Annotated in this window: 17 protein-coding genes; 6 read left to right on the top strand and 11 right to left on the bottom strand. The window is 67.8% G+C overall.

Annotated elements, in window-relative coordinates:
• Nucleotides 1-3 precede the first annotated feature (3 nt).
• On the top strand, nucleotides 4-324 hold the full coding sequence (locus SZ55_RS23585; protein WP_044412554.1) for a hypothetical protein: 321 nt from the start codon (nucleotides 4-6) through the stop codon (nucleotides 322-324).
• A 59-nt stretch (nucleotides 325-383) separates the two neighbouring features.
• Nucleotides 384-1,124, top strand: coding sequence for an SIR2 family NAD-dependent protein deacylase (locus SZ55_RS23580; RefSeq protein WP_044412553.1), 741 nt, complete (start codon nucleotides 384-386; stop codon nucleotides 1,122-1,124).
• Nucleotides 1,125-1,168: 44 nt separating this feature from the next.
• Here the strand turns inward: SZ55_RS23580 and lpcA are convergent, their stop codons facing one another.
• From lpcA to minC, 7 genes are all read right to left on the bottom strand, one after another.
• Entirely contained in the window at nucleotides 1,169-1,756 is a 588-nt protein-coding gene (gene lpcA, locus SZ55_RS23575; protein WP_044412550.1) for a D-sedoheptulose 7-phosphate isomerase, read from the bottom strand.
• 12 nt (nucleotides 1,757-1,768) lie between these two features.
• A complete protein-coding gene (locus SZ55_RS23570) occupies nucleotides 1,769-3,058 on the bottom strand; it encodes a M18 family aminopeptidase (protein WP_044412548.1) in 1,290 nt (429 codons plus the stop codon).
• A 94-nt stretch (nucleotides 3,059-3,152) separates the two neighbouring features.
• Nucleotides 3,153-3,728 carry a class I SAM-dependent methyltransferase gene (locus SZ55_RS23565; RefSeq protein ID WP_044412547.1) on the bottom strand — a complete coding sequence of 192 codons (576 nt, stop codon included), beginning with the start codon at nucleotides 3,726-3,728 and terminating at the stop codon, nucleotides 3,153-3,155.
• A gap of 3 nt (nucleotides 3,729-3,731) precedes the next feature.
• The gene (locus tag SZ55_RS23560) at nucleotides 3,732-4,367 is read right to left on the bottom strand and encodes an RluA family pseudouridine synthase (protein ID WP_044412544.1); all 636 of its coding nucleotides are present in this window, start codon (nucleotides 4,365-4,367) and stop codon (nucleotides 3,732-3,734) included.
• 57 nt (nucleotides 4,368-4,424) lie between these two features.
• Nucleotides 4,425-4,679 carry a cell division topological specificity factor MinE gene (gene minE, locus SZ55_RS23555; RefSeq protein WP_044412541.1) on the bottom strand — a complete coding sequence of 85 codons (255 nt, stop codon included), beginning with the start codon at nucleotides 4,677-4,679 and terminating at the stop codon, nucleotides 4,425-4,427.
• Nucleotides 4,676-5,491: a septum site-determining protein MinD gene (gene minD / locus SZ55_RS23550; protein ID WP_044412538.1), complete on the bottom strand. Its 816-nt coding sequence runs from the start codon at nucleotides 5,489-5,491 to the stop codon at nucleotides 4,676-4,678. The genes minE and minD overlap by 4 nt, the downstream gene beginning before the upstream one ends.
• Before the next feature lie 102 nt (nucleotides 5,492-5,593).
• Complete coding sequence (gene minC / locus SZ55_RS23545; protein WP_044412535.1) at nucleotides 5,594-6,343, bottom strand: septum site-determining protein MinC; 750 nt, start codon at nucleotides 6,341-6,343, stop codon at nucleotides 5,594-5,596.
• A 138-nt stretch (nucleotides 6,344-6,481) separates the two neighbouring features.
• Between minC and SZ55_RS23540 the strand changes: the two genes are divergently transcribed.
• Nucleotides 6,482-7,402: a lipid A biosynthesis lauroyl acyltransferase gene (locus SZ55_RS23540; RefSeq protein WP_044412532.1), complete on the top strand. Its 921-nt coding sequence runs from the start codon at nucleotides 6,482-6,484 to the stop codon at nucleotides 7,400-7,402.
• Between the two features lie 39 nt (nucleotides 7,403-7,441).
• Nucleotides 7,442-8,632 carry a patatin-like phospholipase family protein gene (locus tag SZ55_RS23535; protein ID WP_044412530.1) on the top strand — a complete coding sequence of 397 codons (1,191 nt, stop codon included), beginning with the start codon at nucleotides 7,442-7,444 and terminating at the stop codon, nucleotides 8,630-8,632.
• On the opposite strand, the gene SZ55_RS23530 is transcribed toward SZ55_RS23535, so the two are convergent.
• The 4 genes from SZ55_RS23530 to SZ55_RS23515 form a co-directional block, all read right to left on the bottom strand.
• Nucleotides 8,629-9,477, bottom strand: coding sequence for a pirin family protein (locus tag SZ55_RS23530; RefSeq protein WP_044412527.1), 849 nt, complete (start codon nucleotides 9,475-9,477; stop codon nucleotides 8,629-8,631). The two genes, SZ55_RS23535 and SZ55_RS23530, sit on opposite strands and share 4 nt — an antisense overlap.
• Before the next feature lie 141 nt (nucleotides 9,478-9,618).
• Nucleotides 9,619-10,365: an MlaA family lipoprotein gene (locus tag SZ55_RS23525; RefSeq protein ID WP_162484943.1), complete on the bottom strand. Its 747-nt coding sequence runs from the start codon at nucleotides 10,363-10,365 to the stop codon at nucleotides 9,619-9,621.
• A gap of 25 nt (nucleotides 10,366-10,390) precedes the next feature.
• Nucleotides 10,391-11,689, bottom strand: a complete 1,299-nt coding sequence (locus SZ55_RS23520; RefSeq protein ID WP_044412521.1) for a serine/threonine protein kinase — start codon at nucleotides 11,687-11,689, stop codon at nucleotides 10,391-10,393.
• Nucleotides 11,690-11,828: 139 nt separating this feature from the next.
• Nucleotides 11,829-12,395 (bottom strand): hypothetical protein, encoded by a 567-nt coding sequence (locus SZ55_RS23515; protein WP_052807652.1) that lies wholly within the window; start codon nucleotides 12,393-12,395, stop codon nucleotides 11,829-11,831.
• A 133-nt stretch (nucleotides 12,396-12,528) separates the two neighbouring features.
• On the opposite strand from SZ55_RS23515, the gene SZ55_RS23510 reads away from it, so the two are divergent.
• Nucleotides 12,529-12,909, top strand: a complete 381-nt coding sequence (locus SZ55_RS23510; protein WP_044412518.1) for a hypothetical protein — start codon at nucleotides 12,529-12,531, stop codon at nucleotides 12,907-12,909.
• 111 nt (nucleotides 12,910-13,020) lie between these two features.
• Entirely contained in the window at nucleotides 13,021-14,508 is a 1,488-nt protein-coding gene (pap, locus tag SZ55_RS23505) for a polyphosphate:AMP phosphotransferase (protein ID WP_044412516.1), read from the top strand.
• Nucleotides 14,509-14,584 lie beyond the last annotated feature (76 nt).

Here is a 14,584-nt window from a genome sequence, read left to right as displayed (position 1 = left end):
GCCATGGCCGACGTCATCCGCCTGCCACCCCAGCCCGAAGCCTGTGAGCTCTGCGGGCGCGCCACGCTGCTGACCCGCCACCACCTCATTCCCAAGGCGCTCCACGACAAGCCCTACGTGCGCAAGCGCTTCGACCGCAGCGAGCGCATCACCGCCACACTCTGGGTCTGCCGGCCCTGCCACAACCAGATCCACCGGCTGTTCACCGAGAAGGAGCTGGCGCTCACCTACAACACCCGCGAGGCGCTGATGGCCCACGCGGACCTGCGCACTTTCGTCGATTGGCTGGCCACCAAGCCGCCGGGGTTCTCGCCGCGTCACTGACGCCGTTTTTCGGCCTGACCGAAGCGGGCACAATGGTGCTTTTGACCGAGGTGCCCGGAATGCCGCCGATCCCCGCCGAACTGACCCGCCGCCTTGCCCGCAGCCAGCGCCTGGTGATCTTCACCGGGGCCGGGGTGTCTGCGGAAAGCGGGATCCCCACCTTCCGTGAGGCTCAGACCGGGCTCTGGGCACGCTACAACCCCGAGCAACTGGCCAGCCCCGACGGGTTCCGGGCGGGCCCGCAACTGGTCTGGGACTGGTACGCCTGGCGCCGGCAGCGCTGCCTGGAGGCGCAGCCCAACCCCGCGCACCGGGCCATCGCCGCCCTGCAGCAGCGCCTGCCGGGAACCGAGCTGATCACCCAGAACGTCGATGGCCTGCATGCACGGGCCGGCAGCACGGGGTTGCTGGAATTGCACGGCAACATCCACCAGCTGCACTGCTTCCGCTGCGGAGCCAAGGGCGGCGAATGGCCGGAGGAGGCGGGGCCGGTGCCGCATTGCGCGTGCGGCGGGCTGTTGCGCCCCTCGGTGGTGTGGTTCGGCGAGAACCTGCCGGCGCCCGTGCTGGCCAAGGCGGTGCAGGCCAGCGAGGCGGCCGACCTGTTCCTCAGCATCGGCACCTCCAGCCTGGTCTACCCGGCGGCGGAGCTGCCCTACCTGGCTCGGCACCAGGGTGCCTACCTGGTGGAGGTCAACCCGCAGCCGACACCCCTCAGCGCCCACGCCGACCTGTGCCTGCACGGCCCGGCAGGCGAGGTGCTGCCGGCCCTGCTGGCGAGCCTCGATCAGCTGGAGTAGGGAGGGATGCGCCGCTGCGGCCATGCCACAGCGGCGCGAGAGGGTCAGGCGTAGTTCTGCGGAGCCAGCTTGCGTTCGACCAGCTCGATGAGGATGTGCACCACCTTGATGTGCAGCTCCTGCACGCGGTCGGCGAAGTCGCCGCCCGGCGCGCAGACGCACACGTCCGCCAGGGCTTCCAGTTGCGAGCCGGGCTTGCCGGTCAGGGCGATGACCTTCACGCCCAGCGCCTTGGCGGCTTCGGCGGCCTTGATCACGTTCGGGCTGCGGCCGCTGGTGCTGAAGGCCAGCAGCACGTCGCCTTCGCGGCCGTGGGACTCGATGTAGCGGGAGAAGATGTGGTCGTAGCCGAAGTCATTGGCGACGCAGCTGATGTGGCTGGCGTCGCTGATGGAGATGGCAGCGATCCCCGGGCGGTTCTTGCGGTAGCGCCCGGTCAGCTCCTCGGCGAAGTGCATGGCGTCGCACATCGAGCCACCGTTGCCGCAGGAGAACGCCTTGCCCTTGTTCTCGAAGCTGGCGACCAGCAGGTCGGCGGCCCGTTCGATGTTGCGCAGGGTCGCCTCGTTGTCGATGAAGGCGTCCAGGGCGCGCCTGGCTTCCTCCAGGCTGTTGCGGATGTGGCTCAGCATGGTGAACTCCCTTCAGGGCAGATCGTGGCTGGAGTAGAACGCGGACAGCACCTTCACCAGGTGCGCCAGGTCATGGCTGCCGGCCAGTTCGCGGATGGAGTGCATGGCGAAGGTGGGCAGGCCGATGTCCACGGTGCGCACGCCCAGCTGGCTGGCGGTGATCGGGCCGATGGTGGAGCCGCAACCCATGTCGCTGCGGGTGACGAAGCTCTGCACCGGCACTTCGTTCTCCAGGCACAGGTGGCGGAAGAACCCGGCGGTCTCGCTGTTGGTGGCGTAGCGCTGGTTGCTGTTGATCTTGATCACCGGGCCGGCGTTGAGCTTGGGCCCGTGGTTGCCGTCGTGCTTGTCGGCGTAGTTGGGGTGCACGCCGTGGGCGTTGTCGGCGGAGACCAGCAGCGAGCGCTGGATCACCCGGGCGAAGGTGTCGCCTTCGGGCAGCAGGCGGCGCAGCACCTGCTCCAGGAAGGGGCCGTCGGCGCCGCAGGCGGAGCAGGAGCCCACTTCCTCGTGGTCGGTGCAGACCAGCACGCAGCTTTCGTCGCCCTCGGCGGCCAGCAAAGCCTGCAGGCCGGCGTAGCAGGAGAGCAGGTTGTCCAGGCGGGCGCCGGCGATGAAGTCACCGCCCAGGCCGATCACGGCGGCGTCCTGGGTGTCGTAGAAGCTCAGCTCGTAGTCGAGCACGGCATCGGCGGTGACGCCGTGTTCCAGGGTCAGCTGTTCGGCCAGCAGGTCACGGAATTCGCGGGTCTCGCCGGTGGCCAGCTGGGCCAGGATCGGCGGCAGCTCGGTCTGCGGGTTGATCGCCCAGCCCTGGTTGGCCTCGCGGTTGAGGTGGATGGCCAGGTTGGGGATGACGGCGATGGGGGCCTGGAAGTCCACCAGCTGGCTTTCCACGCGCCCGGCGGAGCGGTAGGTGACGCGGCCGGCGATGGACAGGTCGCGGTCGAACCAGGGCGCCAGCAGGGCGCCGCCGTAGACTTCCACGCCCAGTTGCCAGAAGCCCTGGCGGTGCAGTTCGGGGTTGGGCTTGATGCGCAGGCAGGGGCTGTCGGTGTGGGCGCCGACCAGGCGCAGGCCGCCCTCGAGGGGCGCGCGCTTGCCGAGGCGTACGGCGACCAGCGAGGAGTCGTTGCGGGTCACGTAGTAGCGACCACCGGCTTCGGCACGCCAGGCTTCGCGCTCATCCAGATGCACGTAGCCGGCGGCTTCCAGGCGCTTGGCCAGGCTGCGGGTGGCATGGAAAGGGGTAGGCGAGGCCTTGAGGAAATCGATCAGGCCCTGGTTCAACTCTTCGCGCATAAAACACTCCAGGCGGCAGTGGGCCGGAGTTTATCCCATCAGGCTCGGGGTTTAGCAGGCGAAGGGCGATGAATTTTGGCCAGCGGGGCGATAGTCACGGGCGCCGTGCGATCAGGCCGTACAGGTGCCAGTGCTTGGTGCGGCCTCGGGCAGTGGTGCCGTCGCGGTCGATTTCCTCCAGGTGCAGCACCTCCCAGCCGGCCAGCAGGGCGTCCAGCTGCGTGCGGGTGAAGGTGCAGACCTCGGGGCTGGCCCAGTCGTCGCGCTCGCCCAGCAGGTTGCCGCAGAACAGCCCGCCACCGGCCAGTGCCCGCTCGATGCGGTGCCACAGGCCGGTGAAGTGCGCCGGGGCGCAGAAGGGCAGGGCGAAGGCGCTGTTCACCAGGTGGGCGGCGGGCAGCTCGGTGTGTTCGAAGGGTTCGCAACGGGTTTGCAGGCGAGGCGCCCAGGCGGGATCGAGCTGGGCCTGGAGGCGCTCCAGGGCTTCGGCGGCCTTGTCCACCGCCAGCACCTGCCAGCCCCGGCGCAGCAGCTCCAGGCTGTCGCGCCCGGCGCCGCAGCCCAGGTCGATGGCCAGGCCATCGGTGCTGCCGAGGAGTTCCAGGGCCTTGAGCAGTTCGGGCCAGGGCGGTGCCCCCTGGGTGCGGTCGTAGTAGAGGCGGTCGGCCATTGCTCAGAACGGCGCGGGGCACTCGAAGCGCAGGCGTTCGCCGCTCACCGGGTGGGTGAAGGCGAGCATGCTGGCGTGCAGGCACAGGCGTTCGTGGGCGGCCAGGGCTTCGTCGTGGGCGTACAGGCGGTCCCCCAGCAGCGGGTGGCCGATGGCGAGCATATGCACGCGCAGCTGGTGGGAGCGGCCGGTCACCGGGGTCAGCTCGACGCGGCAGTGGTTGCCGCAGCGTTCCAGCACGCGCCAGAAGGTCAGGGCGTGGCGGCCCTGCTCGTGGTCCACCACGTGGCGTGGCTTGGTCGGCGGGTCGTAGCGCAGGGGCAGTTCGATGCGCCCGCTGTCCTGCTCCGGCTGGCCCCAGCACAGGGCGGTGTAGGCCTTCTCGGTCTCGCGGTCATGGAACTGGCGAGACAGCTCGCGGTGGCTGTCCGGGTCGCGGGCCAGCAGGATGATGCCCGAGGTCTCCCAGTCCAGCCGGTGCACGATCAGCGCCTCCGGGTAGCCGTTCTGCTGCAGGCGGGTGATCAGGCAGTCCTTGTTGTCCTCGGCACGGCCGGGGACGGACAGCAGCAGCGTCGGTTTGTTGATGACCAGGAAGGCCGGGTCCTGGTGGAGTATCTGGATCTGCGAGAGGGGCATCTGGGGTACCGGAAATGACGACGGCGGCCGAGGCCGCCGTCCTTGTTCACCCGCCGATCAACGATCGGGGAGGGTGATGTTCAGCTCGAGGATGGAGCAGTTGCCCTGGTCCTCCAGCATGACCTGGACCTGGTCCTGGTCGATGTTGACGTATTTGCGGATCACCTCCACGAGCTCCTTCTGCAGGGCCGGCAGGTAGTCCGGCTGGCTGCGTTGGCCACGCTCGTGGGCCACGATGATCTGAAGTCGTTCTTTAGCGATCGAAGCGCTGCTCTGCTTCTTCCGCTCGCGAAAGAAGTCAAGAATGTTCATTCACGGCCTCCAAAAAGGCGTTGCAGGAATCCTTTCTTCTGCACATCGAGGAAGCGGTGAGGCAGTTCCTTTCCGAGCAGGCGGTCGACGGCATCGCTGTACGCCTGACCGGCGTCGCTCTGATCGTCGAGGATGACCGGAATGCCCTGGTTGGATGCCTTGAGCACCGCCTGGGATTCCGGGATGACGCCCAGCAGGCGGATGGCGAGGATTTCCTCGACGTCCTCCACGCCCAGCATTTCGCCCTTGGTGACGCGTTCAGGGTCGTAACGGGTGAGCAGCAGGCGCTCCTTGATCGGCTCCTCGCCCTTCTCGGCGCGGCGGGACTTGCTGGCCAGCAGGCCGAGCATGCGATCGGAGTCGCGCACCGAGGAGACTTCGGGGTTGGTCACCACGATGGCCTCGTCGGCGTAGTACATGGCCAGGTGGGCGCCCTTCTCGATGCCGGCGGGGGAGTCGCAGACCACGTATTCGAAGCTCTGTGCCAGCTCTTCGATGACCTTGCCGACGCCTTCGATGGTCAGGGCGTCCTTGTCACGGGTCTGGCTGGCGGCCAGGACGTAGAGGTTGTCGAGGCGCTTGTCCTTGATCAGGGCCTGGGTGAGGGAGGCTTCGCCGTTGATGACGTTGACGAAGTCGTACACCACGCGGCGCTCGCAACCCATGATCAGGTCCAGGTTACGCAGGCCGACGTCGAAGTCGACGATGACGGTTTTGTGGCCGCGCAGTGCGAGGCCGGTGCCGATGGCGGCGCTGGTGGTGGTTTTGCCGACGCCACCCTTGCCGGACGTGACAACGAGGATCTTGGCCAAGGTGATTCACCCCAAAGAAGATAGAAATGGCGGGTAGCCTGCAGGCCCGGGATCGGCCGTCCTGGCGCCCGTTCAGGTCCCTTAAAATCGCGGCAGTATCCGTTAAAGGCGGGTGATGTTCAACACATCCCCCGACAGGCTGACCTGCACGGAATGGCCCCATGACGGATCGCGGCGCAGGTCCTCCGCGACCTTGTACTGGCCGGCCACCGAAACCAGTTCGGCGGCTAGTTGCTGGCAGAAGATCCGCGCCTGGGTATTGCCCTTGATGCCGGCCAGGGCGCGGCCTCGCATCGGGCCGTACACATGGATGTTGCCATCGGCCAGAAGTTCCGCACCCGGGCTCACCGGGGCGAGCACCACCAGGTCGCCACCGGGGGCGTAGACCTGCTGGCCGCCGCGCACCGGCGTGGTCACCAGCTTGGTGGGGCGGACCACCGGCTCCGGCGGCTTCTCGGGGGCTTTCTCTTCCTTTTTCACGGCGCCGGGCTCAACCGGGTCGATGGGGCGCTCGCGGGCGCCGGAGGGCGGCAGCACCGGCAGGTCCAGGGCATTGGCGGCCGCGACGTCCTGCTCGCGGCTGGCACGGATGGCCAGGGTGCGCAGGCCGTGGCGACGGCAGATTTCCATCAGCGCCGGCAGGTCCAGCTCGCCTTCGCCCTCGGGTAGCTTGTCCAGGGCCATGACCAGGGGCGTGTTCTGGAAGAAGTTGGGGGCCTGGGCGACCTTGTCCGCGAGCTGGCGATCCAGCCGTTCGAGGTCGTTGTGCGCCAGCTCCATCACGGTGATGGCGAGCATGCTGCCCTTGAGTTGGAACACGGGATCTTGGTCGAGGAGGTCAGCTTGGCTCATGGTCGTTCTGCGGGGTTCGGTGGGCAGGACTTATAGCGATATCGACCCGCCGTCGCAACCCGGATTCCGTGCCGGGGAGGCCGAGTGGCGGGCAATTCTGTAGAATGCCGGCCCTTGTCGATCTGCTTCGGAATCCTGATGGAACGTCCCCGTTTCCGTGCCGCCTTCCTGCACCCGCGTTTCTGGCCGCTGTGGCTGGGCCTGGGGCTGCTCTGGCTGCTCACCCAACTGCCTTACCCGGTGCTGGTGCGCCTCGGGCGCGTGCTCGGGGGCTGGATGGGGCGGCTGGCCGGCTCGCGTCGGCGCATCGTCCGGCGCAACCTCGAGCTGTGCTTCCCGGCCATGACGGCGGAGGCCCGTGAGCGCTTGCTGCGGGAGAACTTCGCCTCCACCGGCATCGCCTTCTTCGAGATGGCCATGAGCTGGTGGTGGCCGGCCGCGCGCCTGCGTCGCCTGGCCCACATCGAAGGCCTGGAGCACCTGCAGCAGGCCCAGGCCGAAGGGCAGGGCGTGATCCTCATGGCCCTGCACTTCACCACCCTGGAGATCGGCGCGGCGCTGCTCGGCCAGGTGCACACCATCGACGGCATGTACCGCGAGCACAAGAACCCGCTGTTCGACTACATCCAGCGCCGGGGCCGCGAGCGCCACAACCTGGACGCCACCGCCATCGAGCGCGAGGACGTGCGTGCCATGCTCAAGGTGCTGCGTGCCGGCCGCGCCATCTGGTACGCGCCGGACCAGGACTACGGTGCCAAGCAGAGCCTGTTCGTGCCGCTGTTCGGCATCACCGCCGCCACCGTCACCGCCACCACCAAGTTCGCCCGCCTGGGCCGTGCCAAGGTGCTGCCCTTCACCCAGGAGCGACTGGCCGATGGCTCGGGCTACCGCCTGGTGGTGCACCCGCCGCTGGCGGACTTCCCCGGCGAGAGCGAAGAGGCGGACTGCATCCGCATCAACCAGTGGATCGAGCAGGAGGTCAGCCGCCTGCCCGAGCAGTACCTGTGGGCGCACCGGCGCTTCAAGAGCCGGCCCGAGGGCGAGCCCAAGCTCTATTAGCGCTGGCCTACACTTGCGAGAAAAACAGCGGACGCCGCCATGACTTCGACCCCCGCCGCCACACCCGTCACAGGCCTGATCCTTTCCGGGGGTGGCGCCCGGGCGGCCTACCAGGTGGGGGTACTGGCCGCCATCGCCGACCTGCTGCCGGATTCGGCGCGCAACCCTTTCCCGGTGATCGTCGGCACCTCCGCCGGCGCCATCAATGCTGTGGGCCTGGCCTGCGGTGCCCTGCACTTCAGCGAGGCGATCCGTCGCCTGACCGCCGTCTGGCAGGGCTTCGAGACGCACCAGGTGTACCGCAGCGACTGGCCCGGGGTGATGCGCCAGAGCCTGCGCTTCCTCGGCCACAGCCTGCTGGGCATGAACCGCCACTCGCCGGTGGCGCTGCTGGACAACGCGCCGCTGCGCACCCTGCTGGAGCGCGAGCTGGATTTCTCCGGCATTGCCGCCGCCATCCGCATGCGCCAGCTGCGTGCCGTGGCGGTGACCGCCTTCGGCTACGAGACCGGCCAGGCCGTGACCTTCTATCAAGGCCGCGCCACCATCGATCCCTGGTTCCGCCACCGCCGTGGCGGTGTGCCGACCCGGCTGAGCGTCGAGCACCTGATGGCCAGCGCCGCGATCCCGCTGATCTTCCCGCCGGTCAAGCTGCACCGCGAGTACTACGGCGACGGCGCGGTGCGCCAGTCGGCACCCATCAGCCCGGCGCTGCACCTGGGCGCCAGCCGGGTGCTGGTGGTAGGGGTGAGTGGCAACCCCAGTGAGGACGCCCGCGACAACGGCATGGCCCGCATTGGCACCGGCAACCCGCCGAGCCTCGCGCAGATCGGCGGGCACATGCTCAACAGCACCTTCATCGACAACCTGGAAAGCGACATCGAGCTGCTGGAGCGGATCAACCAGCTCAGCCGGCTGATCCCCGACGAGGCCCACCGGCGCAACCTGGGGATGAAGCCGGTGGAGGTGCTGGTGGTGTCGCCCAGCCGGCCGCTGGATGAAATCGCCGCGCGCCATCGGCGCGAGCTGCCCCGTGCCATCCGCACCTTCCTGCGCGGACCGGGCGCCACCAAGGCCAGTGGTGCCGGCGTGATCAGCTACCTGCTGTTCGAGGCCGGCTACTGCAACGAGCTGATCGAGCTGGGCTACCAGGACGCCATGGCACAGAAGCTGGAGCTGCTGGCATTCCTCGGTCTGTCCGAGGAAGCCACGCTGCCCGAACCGGCCTAGCCGGCCAGGCGGCCGTCGCGGTAGTCGCGCAGCGCCTGTTCGATCTCCTCCCGGCTGTTCATCACGAAGGGCCCGTACTGCACGATGGGCTCGCCCAGCGGGCGGCCCGCCAGCAGCAGCACCTTCGCGCCCTCGCTGCTCGCCAGCTCGACTGCACCCTGTTCCGAAAGACGCGCCAGGCGCCCCTTGCCGACCGGGTTGCCGTTCACATGCAGCGCACCTTCGTACACGTACAGCAGCACCCGCAGGCCATCGGCCAGGCGCGGCGCCACCCGGCTGCCGGCGGGCAGGTGGAGGTCGAAGAGGTGGGGTTCGGTGTGCGGGCGCAGCACCGCACCGTCCTGTTGCACCTGGCCATCGTCGAAGCGACCGGCGATCACCCGTGCCTCGACCCCGCCGGCCGTGCGCAGGTGCGGAATCTCGGCCGGGGCGAAGTCGCGGTAGCCGGGGTCGCCGAGCTTGTCCCTGGCCGGCAGGTTGAGCCAGATCTGGAAGCCGCGCATGACGCCCTCCTGCTGCTCCGGCATCTCGCTGTGGATGATGCCGCGGGCGGCCGTCATCCACTGCACGCCGCCGTTCTCCAGCAGGCCGACGTTGCCCAGGTGGTCCTCATGGCGCATGCGCCCCTCAAGCATGTAGGTGATGGTCTCGAAGCCCCGGTGCGGGTGGGCGGGGAAGCCGGCGACGTAGTCGTCCGGGTTGGCCGAGCCGAACTCGTCGAGCATCAGGAAGGGATCGAAGCGCGGGATGCCCTGCTCGGCGAAGACGCGGATCAGGTTGACCCCGGCGCCGTCGGAAGCGGACTGGCCGGGGCGTTGCTCAAGAAGCTGGCGATAGGTGCTCATGGGAGCCTCCCTGGATGACGGACGGGGCGATCCTAATCCAGGGAATTGAATGAATGGTGCGTGATTTTGCGTGGTTTCAATCGAAGTACTGGATGAGTGGCCGATGAGCCCCCCACCCGGCTCCCGGGCGGGGAGGGCGCATCACTCGGCGATCTGCAGCTTGCGCGACTCGGTGTAGACGTAGCGGATCTTCTCGTACTCGAACGGCGAGTTGAGCTGGCCGTAGCGGAAGCTGGTGGTGTAGCGCTTGTCGACGATGCGCAGCGCGGTGATTTCCGGGTGGTCGCTGCTCACCTCCGCCACGTTGAGGAAGTTGATCTGGTTCTCTGCGGCGAAATCCACCACCAGGCCGGTGGTGTCGCGCAGGTTCGACGGCCCCAGCAGCGGCAGCATCAGGTAGGGGCCGGCGCCGACGCCGTAGAAGCCCAGGGTCTGGCCGAAGTCCTCGCTCTGCTTGGGCAGGCCCATCAGGGTGGCCGGGTCCCACAGGCCGACCACACCGATGGTGGTGTTGATCAGCAGGCGCCCGGTGACCTCCATGGAGCGCTGGCCCTTGAACTGCAGCAGGCTGTTTACCAGGTTGGGCACGTCGCCGAGGTTGCTGAAGAAGTTGCTCACGCCGCTGCGCACGAAGCGCGGCGTGACGTAGGTGTAGCCACGCACCACGGGCAGGAACACCCACTGATCGAAGCGGTAGTTGAAGTGGTAGACGCGGCGGTTCCAGGACTCCAGCGGGTCGTAGACCTCCAGGGCATCGAAGGTCGAGCGCTCGAATTCGCGCTGGTCCAGGCCGGGGTTGAACGTCAGCTGGCGCAGCGGCTGGGTGAAGCCGTCCGGGTCGGCAACGGGTTTGGCCGGGGTGTCGGCGAATGCCGGCAGGCTGGCCATCAGCAGGGCGGGCAGGAGTGCGTACTTAGCCACGGAAGAACTCCAGCATGGCGTCGCTGTTGACGCGGTAGTTGAGGTTGCCGCAGTGCCCGCCATGGGGGTAGACGGTCAGACGGTCGCCGAAGGTGCGGCGCAGGAAGCCCAGGTCACCGGTGCCGAGGATCACGTCGTCGGCGTTGTGCATCACCGCGATCTTGCTGCTGCTTTTGAGGTAGTCCTCCAGGGCGTAGAGGCTCACCTGGTCGATCAGCTGGGTCAGGCTGCCGCCGTCGAAGCGCGCGCGCCAGAAGGGGATCAGCTGCTCGGTGATGTAGCAGTCGAAGTCACACAGCAGTGCGCCCTTGAAGTAGGGCGTCAGGCTCGTGCCTTCGGTGATGGGCATCTTCACCGGGGTGATCAGCCCGCGGCGGTTGATCAGGTCCGAGGTGAAGGCGATGTCCGAGGCGGAGAAGCGGAACGAGGTGCCGATCAGCATCGCCATCTGTTCGTTGGAGAGCTTCTGCTTGGACTGCTGGAAGTCGTAGAGCATCGCGTCGTTGATGTCGACGTAGCCGCGCTGCTGGAAGTAGCGGGTCAGCTTGCCCAGCACCACTTCATAGAAGTTGGTGTTGGTGTCGATGCCCTTCACCCGTGTCTGCACCAGACGGTCCAGGTTGCTGATGGAGGTGTAGAGGTTCACCGGCGGGTTGAGCAGCAGCACGCGCTTGAAGTTGAAGCTGCGCCGGGTCTCGTCCAGGTGGCTGACGAAGGCCGCCTCCAGGGCGCCCAGGCTGTAGCCGGTGAGGTAGAAGTCGGTGACCGGCAGGCGCGGGTGCTGCGCGCGCACGGCCTGCATCACCCGGTACAGGTCGTCGGCGTCCTCGGTGGACAGGCCGGGGGTGGCGAAGCGCGAGGCGGCGGCCATGAAGTCGTAGCTGCTCGGCGAGGACAGCTGCACCACGTGGAAGCCGGCGCCGTAGAACAGCTTCTTCAGGTACTCCGCCAGAGTGCTGGAGTAGTGCGCACCGGTGCCGGCGATGATGAACACCAGCGGCGCCGCGTGGTCCTGCTTGGCCAGGCGGTAGCCCAGGGTGCGCACCGGCCAGAAGTTGTCCGGCAGCTGGAACTCCCGCTCGGGGCGCAGCTTCAGCGAGTAGTCGGCCTGGTCGATGTCCTCGTCGTCCGGCAGCTCGGGACGCAGCTCGGGCGGCGTGGTGGCGATGGTCGCCTCGAACGGGTTGGTCAGCGGGTAGCCGTAGCTGGCCGCGTCGATGTCGGCCGCCCACAGCGGGGCACAGAAAAGCAGGCCGCCAAGCAGGGCGGCGATACGGCGGGTCAGGGCCATGTGGGTCGTTCTCGTGGCTGGAGCGTGAGGGCCGAGTGAAGTACGCAGGCTATGACAAGCGCAACCGCAGCAAAGTGCCGCAGTGAGTGGCAATCTGCCTGCCCCCGGTCAGGCTGGCAAGAACAAAGCCGTGGGCGGCTCAGTCCAGGCGCTCGATGCGCTCCAGCCAGACCAGTTCGCAGGCACCGTTGCCGGTGTCCTCGCGGGTCAGCGAGCTGACCCAGGTGAAGCCGTCGTCGCCGTCCACCCTGACCAGTTGCCCGCTGATGCGGATGCGCTGGCCGGGCGCCACGTCCGCCAGGTCCCGGGCCACCTGCGCCGTGGCCGGGATCATGTGCATGTTGGCGCTGTGGGTCTCGATCTCCCGCCGGGGAATGGGGAAGCGCTCGGTGGACCAGTGGTACCAGCGGTTGCCCTGGGTGATGCGGATCTGCGCCAGCACCGCCGGATCGGCCATCGGCCCCCAGCCCAGGGCCAGGTCGGTGGGGGAGAGGCGGGCGCCGGCGTCGAAGCGGTAGTCCTCGCGGCCGAGGATGCGCGCCTCCAGCTGGAAGGGCTGCAGCGGGGTGATGCGGTCCTTGCCCACGCGCAGCTCCCCGGAGGCGCTGTTGGCCGGCGGTGCGTGCGGGGTGGGGCGGGCCATGGTGTAGAGCATCCAGGCTAGGGCCAGCGCCGCGCAGAGGTAGACGAAGCGGGACAGGTTCATGGGGCGCAGTGTAGTGGCTGCACGGCAAGGCGGAACCCGGCGCCTGGCCCCTCGTCACAATTGTGCGAAGCACCTTGCATAAGGCTTGCGGCGGTTTATCCTTGGCGCCGCTTTTCATCCACCGGAGAGAACCATGTCCCGCCGTTTCCCCCTCATTGCCCTGCTGGTGCTGTTCGCCCTCTGGTTGGCCGGCAGCTACGGGTTGCGCTATGCGCTGATGGAGGATGCCCAGTGGGTCGGGCTCTGCGTGGAAGACGCCCAGCGCTGGGAATGCCAGCTGCGTGCCGGCCTGGGCCTGCTGATCCACCACCGGGTGATCGCCCTGGGTGCCCTGGGCCTGGCGCTGGTGGCCTTCTTCCTGCCTGGCCGCGCCGGCTGGCGCCTGGGTGTGCTGGGCATGCTGGTGGCCCTGCCGGCCATGGTGCTGTACAGCGCCAGCATCGGCGTGTTCGCCGTGGTGATCGCGGCCCTGCGGCTGGTACGTCGTTCGGGGGCAACGCCCGCTACGGTCTGATGGCCCATGTCACTGGAAAGGGATGCCGAGGCATCCCTTTTTTATTGACGCCGTTCTGTACGCACTCACGCCGGCTCCGCTATTTTTTCCCGATCAACCAGGGAGAGACGCATGTTCGAATCTGCGGAAATCGGCCATTCCATCGACAAGGACACCTACGAGAAAGGTGTGCTGGAGCTTCGCGAGGCGCTGCTGGAGGCGCAGTTCGAGCTGAAGCAGCAGGCACGCTTCCCGGTGGTCATCCTGATCAACGGCATCGAGGGGGCCGGCAAGGGCGAGACGGTCAAGCTGCTCAACGAGTGGATGGACCCGCGCCTGATCCATGTCGAGAGCTTCCTCACCCCCACCGACGAGGAGCTGGCGCGGCCGCCGCAGTGGCGTTTCTGGCGCAAGCTGCCGCCCAAGGGGCAGATCGGCATCTTCTTCGGCAACTGGTACAGCCAGATGCTCCACGCCCGGGTGGAGGGCGACATCAAGGACGCCCGCTTCGACCAGGCCATCGACGGTGCCGAGCGCTTCGAGCGGATGCTCTGCGACGAGGGCGCGCTGATCTTCAAGTTCTGGTTCCACCTGTCCAAGAAGCAGCTCAAGCAGCGCCTCAAGACCCTGGAAAGCGACCCCCAGCGCAGCTGGCAGCTCAACCCGCTGGACTGGAAGCAGAGCGAGACCTACGACCGTTTCGTGCGCTTCGGCGAGCGCATGCTGCGCCGCACCAGTCGCGACTATGCGCCCTGGTACGTGATCGAGGGCATCGACGAGCACTACCGCAGCCTCAGCGTCGGCCGCATCCTGCTGGAGGGCCTGCAGGCGGCGCTCAAGCGCAAGGATCGGCAGCAACCGCAACCCCATGCCGCACCGCTGACCTCCAGCCTGGACAACCGCAGCCTGCTGGACGCCCTCGACCTCGGCCTGTCCCTGGACAAGGACGAATACCGCGAGCAACTGGCTGCCGAGCAGGCGCGCCTGGCCAAGCTGATGTGGGACAAGCGCTTCCGCAGCCATGCGCTGATGGCGGTGTTCGAGGGCAACGACGCCGCCGGCAAGGGCGGGGCGATCCGCCGCGTCACCGGCGCCCTCGACCCGCGCCAGTACCGCACCGTGCCCATTGCCGCCCCCACCGAGGAGGAGCGCGCGCAGCCCTACCTGTGGCGTTTCTGGCGGCACGTGCCGCCGCGCCGGCAGTTCACCATCTTCGACCGCTCCTGGTACGGCCGGGTGTTGGTGGAGCGGGTCGAGGGGTTCTGCAGCCAGGCCGACTGGCTGCGGGCCTACAGCGAGATCAACGACTTCGAGGAGCAACTGCACGACCACGGCATCGTGGTGGTGAAATTCTGGCTGGCCATCGACAAGGACGAGCAGATGAAGCGCTTCAAGGAGCGCGAGCAGACCTCGTTCAAGCGCTACAAGATCACCGAGGAAGACTGGCGCAACCGCGACAAGTGGGACCAGTACGTCAGCGCGGTGGGCGACATGGTGGACCGCACCAGCACCGAGATCGCGCCCTGGACCCTGGTGGAGGCCAACGACAAGCGCTACGCCCGGGTGAAGGTGCTGCGCACCATCAACGACGCCCTGGAGGCCGCCTTCCGCAAGTCCTGAACCATGGGCGCGCATACGCCGGGTGAATGATCGTCGCGGGCGAGGATAGTCGGCATCTATCCTCGCCCCATCGTCA

The organism is Pseudomonas sp. FeS53a (assembly GCF_000931385.1).
GTDB lineage: Bacteria > Pseudomonadota > Gammaproteobacteria > Pseudomonadales > Pseudomonadaceae > Metapseudomonas > Metapseudomonas otitidis.
Note: the sequence above shows the minus strand (reverse complement) of the source record. Positions and strands in the feature narration are given on the sequence as shown.